Source organism: Streptomyces kryoterrae, assembly GCF_054072135.1.
Genome location: NZ_CM133358.1, coordinates 9,679,974 through 9,695,494 on the forward strand (window position 1 = coordinate 9,679,974; position 15,521 = coordinate 9,695,494).

Below are 15,521 nucleotides of genomic sequence, written 5' to 3' on the forward strand. Positions count from 1 at the left end.
GTAGTGATGACAAGTAAAACGTCGTTGATGCGACGACAGAGCGTGTTGGAGGCGTCAGTGAGCATCGAGGATCAGCCCGCCCCCCGGGCGTCCGGCCCCACCCCCACGTCGTTCCTCGCCGCCGCCGCGGCGCTGAACACGATCAACGAGGCCCTGCGCACCGCCGGAACAGCGCGGGACGGAGAGCACGCCGAGCCCGGCCCGACCGGCTCGGAGCAGGCGCTCACCGCGCTGCTCATGCTCCGCGAGGTGCGCGACCAGCTCGCCGAGTGGGAGCCGGGTCTGATCGAGGAGGCCCGGGAGGCGGGCGCCAGCTGGGCCGACCTCGCCCAGCCGCTCGGCGTCTCCAGCCGTCAGGCCGCCGAACGCCGCTACCTGCGCGTACGACCCGGGAGCCCGGGCTCCACGGGCGAGCAGCGGGTACGCGCCACCCGTGACCGCCGCGCCGCCGACCGCACCGTCACCACCTGGGCCCGGGCCAACGCCGCCGACCTGCGCCGGCTCGCCGGCCAGATCACCGCGCTCACCGACCTCCCCACCGCGGCTCGCACGCCTCTCGCCGAACTCACCGCCGCCCTCGCCGACAACGACACCGCCGCCCTCGTCGGCCCCCTGTCGGTCACGCAGCCATATCTGGCGTCCGGCCACCCCGACCTCGCGGCGCGCGTCGATGACATCGCCCGCCACACCGACCGACTCCGCCGGCACAGCGGCAGCCGTCGCCAGAACGGAACGTGACCTCCACGCCTGCTGGATCCTCCGCCCGATCTCCACCGCCGCTCCCGGACCGCTCGACTCCTTCGCGCGGTTCGTCCTGTGCGGCGGTGGCGTCGGACTGCTGTCCAGCGGCGTCGTGGCGCGCCTGGCCTCGCCTCGCCGCGACGATGCCTGGGCGTTGGCGAACGCGCTGATCACGGGCGCCTCGACCATCCTGTGCACCGCACTCCATGCCCGCTTCACCTTCGGGGCTGCCGAGGCGAACCCGCACAGCGGGTGACCTCACAGGCCGCCCTTCGGGACGTCAGTGGTGGTGGCCGCGCCGACCGAGGGTCTCGACGGGGGTCGCGCCGGGGCGGGTCCACTGCGGTACGGGTCGGCCGGTGGGCCCCCAGTCGGCGTTCCCGTCCGCGTCCGAGCGCCAGGACCAGCACGAGTGGCGCCCCTCGGGCCGGCCCGAGGGGTTTCCTCCCAGGCCTCGCCGCGGCCGTAGGGCGTCATGTCGAGCCGACCGGGCCCCGTTGACCAGGGCGTCACCCGCGCGGGTGTGGGACTTCTCGCGGACCAGGAGGTCGTCACGGGCGGCCTGCCAGGTGGCCAGGTCAACGACGGGCGGGCTGCCGGGCAGCGCGGTGGCGGGGTTGTGGGGCGTGGCCGTCATGGTGTCCTCCGTGGTGTCCCGTGCCGGGCGGTGTCGTACGACGCCGTACGACGGTCACCAGAACAGACTCCTGACGCGACCGGAACTCATCGCGGCCGTGCGTGTGAACCCGTGCGCCTGGCCCGGCGTCAGGCGACCTGCGCTGCCAGGTCACGCCGGACGGCGACGCTGCAGAGGAACTCACCGGGCTGGATGCGCCGTTGACCGACGGCAGGGTCATGGCGCGCCCAGGGACGGTGACTTGGTGATCAGCCCACCTCGGCCTGGTCGTCGGCGGCCGGGGCTGCGGTCGGCGAGGTCGCGGCCTGGGTGTCGCCGGTGGTGTAGTAGACGGAGCTGCCCTGCTTGCTGCGCTGGGCATGGCTCTTGGCGACGAGTCCTTCGACCGTGGTGCGTACGACGGTGGTCTTGATGGTGCGGTCGGGGTGGGCCTGGCCGAGTGCCGTGGCGATTTCGGCCGCGGATCGGGGCTCGCTCTGATCGGTGAGGTGGCGGCGGATCAGTTCGACGAGAGTGGGCTGCGTCGTCTTCGCGGCCGTCGCGCTGGCTGCGGCCTCGGGCTTCTTGGCAGCAGGCTTCTTGAGCACCTCGCTGCCTTGCGCGGTGACGGTCTTCTTCGCCCGCGCCCCCTTGCCCGCACCGGACTGCGAGGTGGTCTTCTGCCGGGTCGCTGAGGGGGTTGCGTCCGCTGCGGGGGCCGACTGAGTCGTGGTGTCGGTGACGCCGAGCGCGTTGCGCATGTTCGTCAGCACGGTGTGGTCGTGTTGCAGGGCGCGCAGTTGTTCCTGCAGCGCGTCGATTTCCGCGCCGATGCGGTCCTGTTCCTTGGCGTTGCGCTCAAGGTCGTTGCCCACCTGGGCCATGTACTGCGATGTCAGTTCGGTGGTGGGTGTCTTGCTGTCGGGCATGATGCTGGCCTTTCCTCGTAGCGAGTCCGCGGGTTGTGAAGTAACTCGCAGAGCAGGCGCCTGGGCTGGGCGGTGAGTCCGCAGGGCTTGACCGAGTCCCGTGCGGGGTCGCACCTGGTGCAGGTTGTCCCCGGTGTAGAGATAGTACGGGCGGGCGGAGCTGGTTGTTCGGCGGAGTTCTGGTTGGGGCGGAGGATCGTGGGCCGTCGGCCTGCCAGGAGGCCAGTGTCATGCCGGTGGGAGAGTGTGCCGCGTGCCCACACGGGCATTGGGTGGCCGCGTCGCGGCTGGTGCCCTCACCAAGCCGAGTGAAAGTGAACCGGCGCGGAACCCAACCCGGGAACCGGCCCGGGACCCATCACGAGTCAACGGCCGAGCACTCGGTCGGACATCGGCGTCGTACAGCCAGAAGTCTCGCATCCACGGGGGCGGGACCGGGCCGTCGGCCGCTCTTCGAGTGAGCAGGACGGTGACCGTGCCGGTGGACGGAACGATGTGCGCCGACGTACCGGTGCCACCGAATGCCCACCCCTGGCCCTCCAGGAACAGGTTGCCGATCTCGCGTTGGGCCTCGGAGGTGTGGTCGCTCGGTCGTAACCTCGATGCGGTCGCCGCGAGCCACCAGGCCCACAGCACCCGGCCGCGATCCGCTGCCCACAAGGCTCCGCGGAGTGTCATGCAGGTCGGTCCTCGGTCCGCTCACTGTGGTGTGCGGTCGACAGGCACACTCCCGACGCGGCCGAACCCATCGGTTCCGTGAGAGCCGGAGTCGCTGGTCGAAGCCGCCGCGATGGCCGCCAGGCATGCGGGGGTCACGTCAGGGTGGGTACCCGCAAGGCGAGGAGGGCGACGTCGTCGTCGTTGGCGAGGGGGCGGACCCGGCGCAGCAACTGGTCCGTGAAGGAGGCCAACGGACGGTGGGCGAGGGCGGCGGCGTGCTGGCGCAGCCGGTGCAGGCCCTCGTCGAGGGTGTGGCCGGATTCCTCGATCAGACCGTCGGTGTACAGCAGGAGGGTGGAGCCCGGCGGCAGCATGGCGCTGGCGTCGGTGCGGGGCTTGTGGGATCCGGTGCCCAGCAGAATGCCGTGCCCCTCGGTGAGGTAGTCGGCCAGGCCGTCATGGCTGATCAGCAGCGGCGGTGGGTGGCCGGCGTTGGTCCAGGACAGCTTCCACTGGCCGTCGTGGGTCTCTTCGAGCCGGGCGAGGATCATGGTGGCCATGGCGACGTCGGTGATGTGCAGGACCGCCTCGTCGAGGCGTTCGACGATCTGGCTGGGGGGCTGTCGCAGGGCCCAGGCGTAGGCGCGGAGCATGTTGCGCACCTGCGCCATGCCGGCCGCGGCCTCCAGGTCGTGGCCGACGACGTCACCGATGGCCAGCGCGGTGGCGCCGTCGGCCAGGGAGAAGGCGTCGTACCAGTCACCCCCGACCTGTGAGGCGTCGGGCGCCGGCAGGTAACGGACCGTCATCTGCAACCCGGGCACGCGTGGCATCTGGGGCAGCAGATGGTTCTGCATGGTCTCGGCGACCTTGCGCTGGCGCTGGTAGAGGCGCGCGTTGTCCAGCGCGAGGCCGGCGCGGCGGGCGATGTCCTCGATCAGGGGGAGATCAAGGGCGTTGAAGTCTCCCGGCTGCTTGGCACGGCCCAGCGTGAGGGCGCCGAGGACTGCTCGGGTGCTGCGGATGGGGGCGATGGCCGCGGAGTGAATGCCGGTGGCGTCGAACAGACGGCGCTGTTCGACCGCGATGCCGGAATCCGGTGGGCCCTGGTAGGTCTGCGGACCGGCCAGAGTCGAAGCGACCCCGCGCAGGGCCCGGGACAAGGGCATCGGGGACTCCTGGGGGACCGGTGGCATCGGTCCCTGCAGCTCCTCGTGGTGCACCAGGGCCTCACCGTCCATCTCGGCGACGACAGTGCGCCACACCTCGTCACGTTCAGTGATCAGGTCGATGATGGCCCAGTCGGCCAGCCGGGGCACCACCAGGGTCACCAGCCGTCGCAGCGCCTCTTCGACATCGAGGGTGGAGGTCAGTTGTGTGGTCGTCGCGGCCAGCAGGGCGAGCCGTTCGAGTTCCGGCAGCAGTGTGGTCGCGGGCTGCGGGTGCGCGTCGGGTCCCCGCAGATGCCGCGGTTGGAAGAGGACCAGCGTGCTGTGCTCATGGTCGCCGAGGTCGAAGGGAGTTATCAGCCACGAGATGGGCAACAGCGAGCCGTCCCCGCGTATGAAGTAGTCCTCGTCGGCCTGAGCGGTGCGTCGAGCGTGGAAAGCCTGCCGCATACGGCATTGGGTCCGTGGCAAGGGGTGGCCGTGGGCGTCCCGGTGCAGCAGGTCGTGCGCGTCATGGCCGAGAAGATCTTCGGTCGGCTGGTCCAGAAACTGCTCGGCGCGGGAGTTGACGGCCAGGATGCGGCCCTGCTCGTCGACGAGGTAAGCCCCGGTTCCGAGGGCTTCCAGCGTCTCGGTGAGTCCGGCGGCATGTTTCGGCAGGGGCCCTTTCCCGTGGTTCTCCGTATGCTCTGGTCCTTCCATGCCCTGATCTCCCTAGCTGACTTGCGGCGCGCCCGCTCGACGGTATCTGCCTTTCCGACTGCCCCGGTGTCGGCGCATTCAGCCTCGCCCCGGTCCGCGGATGGCAAACCGACGCCCACGGCCGGAGCGCCGGCGCACGGCCTGCCCGCACCGCAGGAGCTCGCGGCCACCGCCCGGGTCGTCCTGCCATGCGCCGCCGTCGTCCCTGCTCAGGCCGACGGTGAGCGGTCAATCCGGCGGCAGGATCGTCGTCACGGGAGCCATCGGGAATGAGGAGGCGCACCCTGGCACCGGCGGTCTGAGAATGCCGGCACGGCACGCCGATGACGCGGCCATGGCGAACCAGCGGTCAGTCACCGACAAACCACAAGTAGCTGCCCGGCGTCGCCGCACACGCCTCAAGAAGCTCAGCGAGGTCACGAAGGGCCGCCTTCTCCTCCTCGTCGGTGCAACGCTGTTTCAGAGCGTCGGCTTCCTGACGGGGGACCTGGGCTTCCTGCTCATTGAACAGGGTGTCGCCGTAGGGGTCCACCCAGCCCAGCTTGCCCGAATTGTGCCGGTCGAGGGTCCTCAGCGCCCTCACCAACGCTTCACCGTGCTCATATGAGCCTCGCAGCAACGTCTCCCGGGATCTCCCCTTGCGCATGGGCCGCCCCGCGTGCAGCTCCAGTTCAATCCCCATGACCCCTCCCTCGGCCTCGGTCACCGAAGTTTCGCAGAGGAGGAACACATACCTGAGGGAACAACTCCGGCGCGGCTACGCTGCGGTGTCATGCAGGAGACGCGCCTCGACACCGCTGGGATCCGGGCGGCCCGCCGGGTGATCGACCCGGTTTTCCTCGATACCCCGCTGTACCGCTGTGAGGCGTTGGAGCCCGGTCTCGGGTGCGCGGTGAGCATCAAGCTCGAAACGGCGAATCCGGTCCGCAGCTTCAAGGGCCGTGGCACCGAGGTGGTCACGACTCTGCTCGCCGACAAAGGCGCGCGAGCCGCGGTGTGTGCCAGCGCGGGCAATCTTGGCCAAGCCCTCGCGTGGTCCGGTCGTGGCCGGGGGCTCGACGTGACTGTCGTCGCATCCCGTTTCGCGACGGCGGCCAAGCTTGATCGCATTCGCGCGTTGGGCGCCAGGTTGGAGCTGGTGGACGGCGACCACGAGCTGGCGCGCGAGCGGGCGTCGGCCATCGCGCGGTACGACGGTGTCCGGCTGGTCGAGGACAGCCTGGACATCGGGACCTGCGAGGGTGCGGCGACCATCGGCCTGGAACTGGTGGACGCGGTGCCGTCGTTCGACGCGGTCCTGATCGCTCTCGGCGGCGGGGCACTGGCCACTGGTGTGGGCCACGTGCTGAAGGCCCTGACGCCCGAGGTCGAGGTGATCTGCGTCCAGCCGCTGGGCGCACCGGCGATGACACGCTCGTGGCACGGACGATGTGTCGTCACCACCGACTCGACCGACACCATCGCTGACGGCGTCGCCGGGCGACGTCCGATCCCGGCCGTCCTGGACGACCTCCTCCTGGTCGCCGACGATGCCGTCCTTGTCCAGGAGGCGTCGATCATCGCCGGTATGCGGATGCTCCTCGACCACGCCGGCCTCGTCGTCGAGCCGTCGGCCGCGCTCGGTATCGCGGCCGTCATCGAGGACCGTGACCGCTTCGCGGGCCGGCACGTGGTCACCATCGTGTGCGGAAGCAACGTCGACGTGGACGCCTATCACCGCTGGGTCGGCGCGGCACCCAGCCACAGTGGAAGATGATCCGGCCGTCGTCGTTCTCCTCCACCGAGGTGCCCTGGAGATCGCCGGCCGCCTCTACGTCAGTGAGGCCACGGTCAAGACCCACCTCAACCGCATCATGCTGAGCGCGTACGAATCAGGGCTGGTGACCCCCTGGCGGACAGATGCGCTAGGGTTGATCTTGAGCTGGTCGCCGCAACTCCGGGTGGCTGGTCGCGCGTCGGTGGTCCAAGGAAAGACGCCCCGCTTCCCGCGGGGAAATGCAGGTGCAAGGCCTGCCCGGCGCTCCGTCGAAGGGCCCGTCCGTACATCGGACGGGCTTTTTGTGTTGCCCACAGGGAAAGAACGGTCCGGCCCGCCGGGGATTGCTCTCACGGCACCGCCGGCGCGGGCTTCGCGGCCGGCAGTACGTCACGCAGGATGCCTCGCGGCAGGCCGCGCCGCCGCCATTCGCGGGGGTAGCCGATGGACACCTCCTCGAAGCGCACACCGTCGTGCACCGTCGTCCGGGGAATGTGCAGATGACCGTAGACGACAGCCGTCGCGCGGAAGCGGAGATGCCAGTCGGACGTGAGTTCCGTACCGCACCACAGAGCGAACTCCGGGTACCACAGCACCCGGGTGGGATCCCGCAGCAACGGCCAGTGGTTGACCAGCACCGTGGTGGCCGCGGGGTCGAGCGCGGACAGCCGGCGTTCGCTCTCCACGACCCGGGCCCGGCACCAGGTCTCACGGTCCGGGTAGGGGTCGGGGAAGAGCCGGAACTCGTCGGTGCACACCACGCCGGCGTCGTACGCCCGTTCAAGCGCCTGCGCCTTGGTGGCGGTGCCCTCGGGCCGGAAGGTGTAGTCGTAGAGCAGGAACAGCGGTGCCACGACCACCGGCCCGCCGGAGCCGTGCCACACCGGAAAGGGATCCTCCGGTGTGATCACGTCGAGAGAGCGGCACATGTCGACGAGGTGCCGGTAGCGGGCCTCGCCGCGCAGCTGGACCGGATCGTCGTCGGTCGTCCACAGTTCGTGGTTGCCGGGCACCCAGATCACCTTCGCGAACCGGCGGGCGAGCGTGCCGAGCGCGTACGAGAGGTCCGTGGCCGTTTCGGCGACGTCGCCGGCGACGATGAGCCAGTCCTCGTCGGAGGTGGGACGGAGCTGGTCCAGGAACCGCCGGTTCTCCTCGTAGGAGATGTGCAGGTCGCTGACTGCCAGCAGCCTCGGCGCCCTCCCCATGTCAGTGGTCCGCCGCCGCACCGCTCAGGGTGTCCGCGATCCGCCGGATCAGCCGGGGCGCCTGCTCGGTGAGGTAGAAGTGGCCGCCGGGGTACACCTCCATGGCGAAACCGCCGGTGGTGTGCTCCTGCCAGGCCCGCACGTCGTCCAGCGGGGCCTTCGGGTCCGTATCGCCCACCAGGGCCGTCACCGGGCAGCTCACCTGGTGCACCCGCTGCGGGCGGTACAGCTCGGCAGCCCGGTAGTCGCTGCGGATCGCGGGCAGCACCATGCGCAGCACCTCGTCGTCGCCCAGGATCCGGCTGTCGGTGCCGGCCAGCCGCTTGATCTCGGCGAGCAGGGCCTCGTCACCGCGCCCGTGCACGTCCTCCTCCACCCGGAACCGGGACGGCGCCCGCCTGCCGGACGCGAACAGCATCACCGGCACCACCCCGGCCCGCTGCTCCAACAGACCTGCCAGCTCGAAGGCCAGGGACGCGCCCATGCTGTGCCCGAACAGGGCCAGCGGCCGGTCGGTCCACTCGTCGAGGAGCAACGGCAGCAGGTGGTCGGCCAGTTCGGGGATGCTCTCGACACACGGTTCCAGCCGCCGGTCCTGGCGCCCCGGATACTGCACCGCGAGGACCTCGACGTGCGGTGCGAGGGCCTGCGAGACCGGAAAGTAGAAACTGGCCGAACCTCCGGCGTGCGGGAGGCACAGCAGGCGTACCTCGCTGTGCTGGGCGGGGTGGTAGCGGCGGATCCACAGATCCGCGTCGCCACGGTGCGCGGTCACATCAGTCTCCGGGTCTGTCGAGGGCCGACTGTTTCCGGAAGCTAACAGCAGGCGGGTGCCGTCAGGGCCCCGGTGGGCCCCTGAACCAACCCCTATGAGCACGGGTCCAGGTCAGGGGTGTCGCGACGCGGCGGGAACCTCGTCTACTTGAAGTCCTCAGTACCCAGGGCTGCTTGGCACGCCTCCCCAGGCGGTTGACGCCGTTCCCTGGCGGTATCCGCACGGCTCCGACCCCCGGGGGTTTCAGTGACGGACGAAGCACGGCTCGTCGACTACATCCGCCGTATGACGAGCGATCTGCGCAAGGCCCACAGACGGCTCAAACAGCTGGAGGACGCGGGCAGCGAACCCGTCGCCGTCGTCGGCATCGGCTGCCGCTTCCCCGGCGGAGTCACCGGGCCCGACGATCTGTGGCGGCTGGTGGACGAGGACCGGGACGCCGTGGGCGCCATGCCCGACGACCGGGGCTGGGACTTCGACGCCCTGTTCGCCCCCGATCCGGACCAGTTGGGCACCAGCCACGCCCGCGAGGGCGCGTTCCTGCACGACGCCGCCGACTTCGACGCGGGCTTCTTCGGAATCTCCCCGCGCGAGGCACTCGCCATGGACCCCCAGCAGCGACTGCTGCTGGAAGTGGCGTGGGAGGCGCTGGAGCACGCCGGGATCGACCCCGGCACGCTGACCGGCAGCCCCACCGGCGTCTACGCCGGGCTCATGTACCACGACTACGCGGGCGAGCTGTCGACCATGCCCGACGAGGTCCAGGGCTTCCTCAGCACCGGTGTCGCGGGCAGTGTGGTGTCCGGCCGTGTCGCCTACGCCTTCGGCTTCGAGGGCCCGGCGGTCACCGTGGACACCGCCTGTTCGTCCTCCCTCGTGACGCTCCACCTCGCGGCGCAGGCGCTGCGGGCGGGCGAGTGCGATCTGGCACTGGCCGGCGGGGTCACGGTCATGGCCACCCCGTCCACGTTCGTCGAGAACTCCCGGCAGGGCGGGCTGGCGGCCGACGGCCGGTGCAAGTCCTTCGCGGGCGCCGCCGACGGCACCGGCTGGGGCGAGGGCGCGGCCCTGCTGGTCGTGGAGCGGCTCTCGGACGCCCGGCGCCACGGACATCAGGTGCTCGCCGTGATCCGGGGCACCGCCGTGAACCAGGACGGCGCGAGCAACGGCCTGACCGCGCCCAACGGCCCCTCCCAGCAACGGGTCATCCGGCGGGCGCTGGCCAACGCCCGGCTGACCGCGGCCGACGTGGACGCGGTCGAGGCCCATGGCACCGGCACCAGGCTCGGTGATCCCGTCGAGGCACAGGCACTGCTGGCCACCTACGGCAAGGAGCGGACCGACGGCGTGCCGCTGTGGCTGGGCTCGGTCAAGTCCAACCTGGCCCACACCCAGGCCGCCGCCGGAGCGGCCGGTGTCATCAAGATGGTGATGGCGATACGCCACGGGCGGCTGCCCCGTACCCTCCACGTCGACGAAGCGACACCCGAGGTGGACTGGGACACGGGGGCGGTGCGACTGCTCGCCGAGCCCCGCGACTGGCCCGACCTCGGCAGGCCCCGCCGGGCCGCTGTCTCGTCGTTCGGAGTGAGCGGCACCAACGCCCACGTGATCCTCGAACAGGCTCCGGCGGAAGGGGAGTTCGAGGAGACCGCAGAGCCCGGTCCGGCCGGGCGACCGTCCACCGAGGACACGCCGGCCGTGCAGTCCGTGCCGCTGCCGGCCGTGCCGGTTCTCCTCTCCGCCCGCGACGACGACGCGCTGCGCGAGCAGGCGGCCCGGCTGCACGACCACATCACCGGGCCCGACACGCCCCGCCTGACGGACCTCGGCCGAGCCACCGCCACCAGCCGTGCCGCCCTGGAACAGCGGGCCGTGGTCGTCGCGGCCGACCACGACGAACTGGCGAGCGCCCTCAAGGCACTTGCCTCGGCCGAGCCCGCGCCGGGACTGTTGACCGGCCCGGCGGGGGACCAGGTCTGCGCCTTCCTGTTCACCGGCCAGGGGGCTCAACGCCCCGGCATGGGGGAGGAGTTGTACGCGGCGTTTCCCGTCTTCGCGCGAGCCCTGGACGCCGTGTGCGCGGAACTCGACGGACACCTCGACCAGCCGCTGCGCGAGCTGCTGTCGGCCGCACCAGGCTCCGCCGCCGCCGCGCTGCTGGACGAGACCCGGTACACCCAGGCGGCGACCTTCGCGATGGAGGTCGCGCTGTTCCGGCTGGTCGAGAGCTGGGGCGTGCGGCCCCGACACCTCGCGGGCCACTCGATCGGCGAACTCGCCGCCGCTCATGTCTCCGGCATGCTGACACTCCCGGACGCCTGTGCGCTGGTGGCCGCCCGCGGCCGGCTGATGCAGGCGCTGCCGGCCGGCGGTGCGATGGTCGCCCTGGAGGCCGCCGAGGAGGAGGTGACCCCGCTGCTCGCAGGGCAGGAGGACGCCGTCGCCCTGGCCGCGGTCAACGGAGAGAGGTCCGTCGTCGCCTCGGGCACCGCGGCAGCGGTCGCGTCGGTCGCGGCGCACTTCGCCGCTCTGGGCCGGCGCACCCGGAACCTGCGGGTCTCGCACGCCTTCCACTCGCCGCTGATGGACCCCATGCTGGACGATTTCCGAGACGTCGTACGGAAACTGGAGTTCCACCCGCCGGCCATTCCGCTCGTCTCCAGCGTGACCGGCGCCGTCCAGTCCGACGACCAGTGGGCCTCACCCGACTACTGGGCCCGCCAGGTCCGCGACACCGTCCGATTCCACGACGTGACCGCCACCCTGCGAGAGGCGGGTGTCACCGTCCTGCTCGAACTGGGACCGGACGCGGCCCTCACCGCGATGGCCGACAGCGGTTCGGCCGGTGGCCCGGACGGCGCCGCGACACCCGCCGATCCGCTCCGGGTGGCCGCACAGCGCCGTGACCAGCCCGAACCGAGGGCACTGGTCACCGCCCTCGGACGCCTGCACACCCATGGCGTCCGGGTGGACTGGGAGGCCTTCTACGCCGACCGGGACACACGGCCGGTACCGCTGCCGACGTACGCCTTCCAGCGACGGCGCTACTGGCTGCGCCCCAAGCCGGGCGCGGCGGCCACGGGGGCGGCCGGACTGCCCGCCGCCGGGCACCCGCTGCTGGCGGCGGCGGTCACGGTGGCCGGCACCGGGACACTGCTGCTCACCGGGCGCCTCGGGATCGACACCCATCCCTGGCTGGCCGACCACGCGGTCGGCGGCACCGTCCTCGTCCCGGGCACGGCCTTCGTGGAACTCGCCCTGCACGCCGCCGCCCGGCTCGGCACCGCGGACCGCACCACACTGACGATCGGCGAACTCGTCCTGCGGGCCCCGCTGGTCCTGCCCGGCACGGGCGGCGTACGGATCCAGGTGGTCGTCGGTGAGCCCGACGCGGACGGCCGGCGGACCGTCGCCGTCGCCTCCCAGCCGGAGACCGCGGACGCCGACGACGGGTGGACCGCGCACGCCGACGGAGTCCTCGGCGGCGAACCGGCCGCAGACCTGCCGGAACCGGGACCGTGGCCGCCGACGGACGCCACACCGCTCGAAACGGGCTCCCTGTACGACGAGTTCGCGACCGCGGGCTTCTCCTACGGCCCCGCCTTCCAAGGCGTCCGCCGGGCATGGCGGCACGGCGACGACGTGTACGCCGAGGTCGCCCTCCCGGAGACGGTCGTGGCCGACGGTGCGGCCTTCGCTCTGCACCCCGCGCTCGCCGACGCGGCCCTCCACGCCGCCGTCTTCGCGGGCGGCCCCTTCTCCGCCGCGCCCGGCGAGGGCCGGCTGCCCTTCGTCTGGGACGGGGTGACCCTCCGCGCCACCGGCGCCACCGCACTCCGCGTCCGGCTCACCCCTACCGGACCCGACAGCCTCGCCCTCACCCTCGCCGACCCCACCGGCACGCCGGTGGCCACCATCCGCTCACTGACCGTCCGCGCCGCCCCTGCGGTGCTACCCGCCACCACCGGCGCCGACACAGGTCCCGCCGACGGTCTTCACCTGCCTGGCTGGGAGGTGGTTCCCCTGTCGGCCGGGCCCGCCGACGCCCCGGAACGCTGGGTCCTGGCCGGAGACCCCCAGTCGCTGCCCGCCCTCCCAGGAGCCGCGCGCCGGTCCGATCCGGCCGCAGCCGACGCCACGGACACCGACTTCGTCGTCGTACACCTGGACGCAGCCCTGCCGCAAGGAGCCGAACCGGGTGACCCCGCCGCGGTGGCCGAGGTGCACGCCGCCACCGAACGGGCACTCGGTACCGTACGGCGCTGGCTCGCCGACGGCACCTTCGCCGCCGCCCGGCTGGTCGTCCTGCTGCGCGGAGCCGTCCAGGTCACCGACGGGGACGCGCTCCCGGATCCGGTCGCCGCCGCCGTGTGGGGGCTCCTCGGCTCCGCCGCGCACGAGAACCCCGACCGCATCACCGTGCTGGACTGGGACGGCGACGACCGGTCCGCCGCCGCCCTCCCGGCGGCTGTGGCGGGCCCCGAACCCCGGCTGGCACTGCGCTCCGGCACCGCCCACGCGCCCCGCCTGACACCTCTGGCCGGCCACCCCTCGCTGCTTCCGCCGCCGGGGCCCGCCCCATGGGTACTGGACCGGGTCGGGGAGAGCGGAACCATCGACGACCTGGCGCTCGTACCGGCCCCCGACAGCCTCACCGAACCGCTCGGAGGCGGCCAGGTGCGGGTCGACGTACGCGCCGCCGGAGTGAACTTCCGCGACGTCGTCGTCGCCCTCGGCCTGGTGCCCGGCCTGCGCGGCCTCGGCGGCGAACTCGCCGGTGTGGTGAGTGCCGTGGGGCCGGACGTGAGCGGTCTGCGGGCCGGGGACCGGGTACTCGGGCTCGCGCCCGCCGCCTTCGGCCCGGTCGCCGTCACCGACCACCGCTGGCTGGCGCCGATGCCCGACGGCTGGAGCTTCGAGCAGGCCGCCGCCGTACCCATCGCCTATCTCACCGCCTACTACGGCCTGGTGGACCTCGCCGGAGTACGTCCCGGACAGAAGGTGCTCGTGCACGCCGGCGCGGGCGGGGTCGGCACCGCCGCCGTCCAACTCGCCCAGCACCTCGGCGCCGAGGTCTACGCCACCGCCAGCACTGCCAAACGGCACGTGCTGCGCGAAGCCGGACTCGACGACGGTCACACCGCCGACTCCCGCACCCTCGACTTCGCGGACCACTTCCTCGGGACCACCGGCGGACAGGGCATGGACGTCGTACTGGACTGCCTGGCTGGGGAGTTCGTCGACGCGGGCCTACGACTGCTGCCCCGTGGCGGGCACTTCCTGGAGATGGGCAAGACCGACATCCGCGACCCGGCCGCCGTCGCCGCCGACCGGCCCGGCGTCACCTACCAGGCGTACGACCTCCAGGAGGCCTCGCCCGACCGGATGCGCGAAATGCTCACCGCGCTCCTCGACCTCTTCGACCGGGGGGCCCTTACTCCGCCGCCGCCCACCGTCTGGGACGTACGACAGGCCCGTGACGCCTTCCGTGCGCTCAGCCAGGCCAAACTGATCGGCAAGGCGGTTCTCAGCGTCCCCCGGCGCCCCGACCCCGAAGCCACCTTCGTCGTCACCGGCGCCGGCGGCAACCTCGGCGGACTCGTCGCCCGGCACCTCGTCACCCGGTACGGGGCCCGGCATCTGCTGCTCCTCGGCCGACGTGGACCCGCAGCGCCGGGAGCCACCGAACTCGCCGCCGACCTGCGGGCGTCGGGCGCCGTCGGCGTCGACACCGTAGCCTGCGACACCGCGGACCGCGACGCCCTGCGCGCCGTACTCGCCGGGCTCGACCGGCCGCCGACCGTGATCGTGCACGCTGCGGGAGTCCTCGACGACGGGCTGGCGGCAGGCCTCACCGACGACCAACTGCACAGCGTTCTACGGCCCAAGACCGACAGCGCCGCCCACCTGGACGCGCTCACCCGCGAACTCGGCCACGACCCCGCCCTGTTCGTCCTCTTCTCCTCCGCCTCCGGCTTCACCGGAAACCCCGGCCAGGCCAACTACGCCGCCGCCAACACCTACTTGGACGCCCTCGCCGCCCACCGCAGGGCCGGCGGCCTCGCGGGCACCTCACTGCTCTGGGGAGCCTGGGAACAGTCCGGCGGCATGACAGCCGGGCTCAGTGACACCGACCAGCGCCGGATGGCCCGCTCCGGACTGCTCGCCCTGAGCCCGGAACAAGGGCTCGCCCTGTTCGACACGGCCATCGGCGCGGACACCCACGCCGTGGCACCCATCGCCCTGGACACCGGCGTGCTGCGCAAGCAGGCCGAGGCAGGCACCCTCGCGCCCGTCTTCCGGGGCCTGGTACAGGCGCCCGTCCTGCGCCGCGCCGCCCCGGCCACCCCGGGCGGCTCCGGCACCCCCGGCCTCGCCGAACGGCTGGCCGGACTCACCGACACGGAACGCGACCGCCTGCTGCTGGACCTCGTACACAGCCACACCGCGACCGTCCTCGGGCACGGCTCGGCGGACTCCCTCGGCGCCCAACGCACCTTCCGTGAACTGGGCTTCGACTCCCTCACCGCCGTGGAACTGCGCAATGGCCTCGGCGCCGCCACCGGTCTGCGGCTGCCCGCCACCCTCGTCTTCGACCACCCCACACCCCAGGCGGTGGCGGCGCTGTTGCGCACGGAACTCGCCCCGCCCGAGACCTCACCGGCCCAGGATGCCCTGGCCATCGTCGACGGACTGGCCCGCTCGCTCGCCGACGTCCCCGCGGACGACCCCGACCGCCGACACCTCGACGACCGGCTGCGGTCGCTGCTGGACACCTGGCGCACGCCGCAGGACGCGGACACCGTCGACGATCTCGCACGGGCCACCGACGACGACCTCTTCGCCATGGTCGACGACGGATTCCGTCCTTCCTGACCCCTGCTTTCCACCCCGGCCTTCCTGACCGGCTCCCTCGCCCCGGCCTTCCCAGCCGGCCGGAGACCCGGTACGACCCCCCGAGG

At 72.1% G+C, this 15,521-nt stretch carries 9 protein-coding genes and 2 pseudogenes; 5 read left to right on the plus strand and 6 right to left on the minus strand.

Features of this window, described 5'->3' with window-relative positions; translation table 11 throughout:
* Positions 1 to 27 precede the first annotated feature (27 nt).
* Both ACW4TU_RS43370 and ACW4TU_RS43375 read left to right on the plus strand, forming a co-directional pair.
* Positions 28 to 738: a type III effector protein gene (locus tag ACW4TU_RS43370; RefSeq protein WP_457422776.1), complete on the plus strand. Its 711-nt coding sequence runs from the start codon at positions 28 to 30 to the stop codon at positions 736 to 738.
* The gene (locus tag ACW4TU_RS43375; RefSeq protein WP_457422778.1) at positions 671 to 997 is read left to right on the plus strand and encodes a hypothetical protein; all 327 of its coding nucleotides are present in this window, start codon (positions 671 to 673) and stop codon (positions 995 to 997) included. The genes ACW4TU_RS43370 and ACW4TU_RS43375 overlap by 68 nt, the downstream gene beginning before the upstream one ends.
* A 24-nt stretch (positions 998 to 1,021) precedes the next feature.
* On the opposite strand, the pseudogene ACW4TU_RS43380 reads toward ACW4TU_RS43375, so the two are convergent.
* From ACW4TU_RS43380 to ACW4TU_RS43395, 4 genes and pseudogenes are all read right to left on the minus strand, one after another.
* Positions 1,022 to 1,378: pseudogene (locus ACW4TU_RS43380) on the minus strand (hypothetical protein).
* 248 nt (positions 1,379 to 1,626) lie between these two features.
* Positions 1,627 to 2,286: a hypothetical protein gene (locus tag ACW4TU_RS43385; RefSeq protein WP_457422780.1), complete on the minus strand. Its 660-nt coding sequence runs from the start codon at positions 2,284 to 2,286 to the stop codon at positions 1,627 to 1,629.
* Positions 2,287 to 3,098: 812 nt separating this feature from the next.
* Positions 3,099 to 4,817, minus strand: a complete 1,719-nt coding sequence (locus ACW4TU_RS43390; RefSeq protein WP_457422782.1) for a PP2C family protein-serine/threonine phosphatase — start codon at positions 4,815 to 4,817, stop codon at positions 3,099 to 3,101.
* 349 nt (positions 4,818 to 5,166) lie between these two features.
* The gene (locus tag ACW4TU_RS43395; protein ID WP_457422784.1) at positions 5,167 to 5,499 is read right to left on the minus strand and encodes a hypothetical protein; all 333 of its coding nucleotides are present in this window, start codon (positions 5,497 to 5,499) and stop codon (positions 5,167 to 5,169) included.
* Positions 5,500 to 5,589: 90 nt separating this feature from the next.
* Here ACW4TU_RS43395 and ACW4TU_RS43400 point away from each other — a divergent pair, with 90 nt between their 5' ends.
* Both ACW4TU_RS43400 and ACW4TU_RS43405 read left to right on the plus strand, forming a co-directional pair.
* Positions 5,590 to 6,573 (plus strand): threonine ammonia-lyase, encoded by a 984-nt coding sequence (locus tag ACW4TU_RS43400; protein ID WP_457422786.1) that lies wholly within the window; start codon positions 5,590 to 5,592, stop codon positions 6,571 to 6,573.
* A 7-nt stretch (positions 6,574 to 6,580) separates the two neighbouring features.
* A pseudogene (locus ACW4TU_RS43405) lies at positions 6,581 to 6,706 on the plus strand (DNA-binding response regulator); the annotation flags it as partial.
* Between the two features lie 217 nt (positions 6,707 to 6,923).
* Here the strand turns inward: ACW4TU_RS43405 and ACW4TU_RS43410 are convergent.
* On the minus strand, positions 6,924 to 7,781 hold the full coding sequence (locus ACW4TU_RS43410) for a metallophosphoesterase family protein (RefSeq protein ID WP_457422788.1): 858 nt from the start codon (positions 7,779 to 7,781) through the stop codon (positions 6,924 to 6,926).
* Position 7,782: 1 nt separating this feature from the next.
* Positions 7,783 to 8,556 (minus strand): thioesterase II family protein, encoded by a 774-nt coding sequence (locus ACW4TU_RS43415; RefSeq protein ID WP_457422790.1) that lies wholly within the window; start codon positions 8,554 to 8,556, stop codon positions 7,783 to 7,785.
* 246 nt (positions 8,557 to 8,802) lie between these two features.
* Here ACW4TU_RS43415 and ACW4TU_RS43420 point away from each other — a divergent pair, with 246 nt between their 5' ends.
* The gene (locus ACW4TU_RS43420) at positions 8,803 to 15,435 is read left to right on the plus strand and encodes a beta-ketoacyl synthase N-terminal-like domain-containing protein (protein ID WP_457422792.1); all 6,633 of its coding nucleotides are present in this window, start codon (positions 8,803 to 8,805) and stop codon (positions 15,433 to 15,435) included.
* Positions 15,436 to 15,521: the final 86 nt, after the last annotated feature.

Coding starts and splice junctions, on each gene's coding strand:
- ACW4TU_RS43370 (WP_457422776.1), top strand. CDS start 28: ATGCGACGACAGAGCGTGTTGGAGGCGTCAGTGAGCATCGAGGATCAG.
- ACW4TU_RS43375 (WP_457422778.1), top strand. CDS start 671: ATGACATCGCCCGCCACACCGACCGACTCCGCCGGCACAGCGGCAGCC.
- ACW4TU_RS43385 (WP_457422780.1), bottom strand. CDS start 2,286: ATGCCCGACAGCAAGACACCCACCACCGAACTGACATCGCAGTACATG.
- ACW4TU_RS43390 (WP_457422782.1), bottom strand. CDS start 4,817: ATGGAAGGACCAGAGCATACGGAGAACCACGGGAAAGGGCCCCTGCCG.
- ACW4TU_RS43395 (WP_457422784.1), bottom strand. CDS start 5,499: ATGGGGATTGAACTGGAGCTGCACGCGGGGCGGCCCATGCGCAAGGGG.
- ACW4TU_RS43400 (WP_457422786.1), top strand. CDS start 5,590: ATGCAGGAGACGCGCCTCGACACCGCTGGGATCCGGGCGGCCCGCCGG.
- ACW4TU_RS43410 (WP_457422788.1), bottom strand. CDS start 7,781: ATGGGGAGGGCGCCGAGGCTGCTGGCAGTCAGCGACCTGCACATCTCC.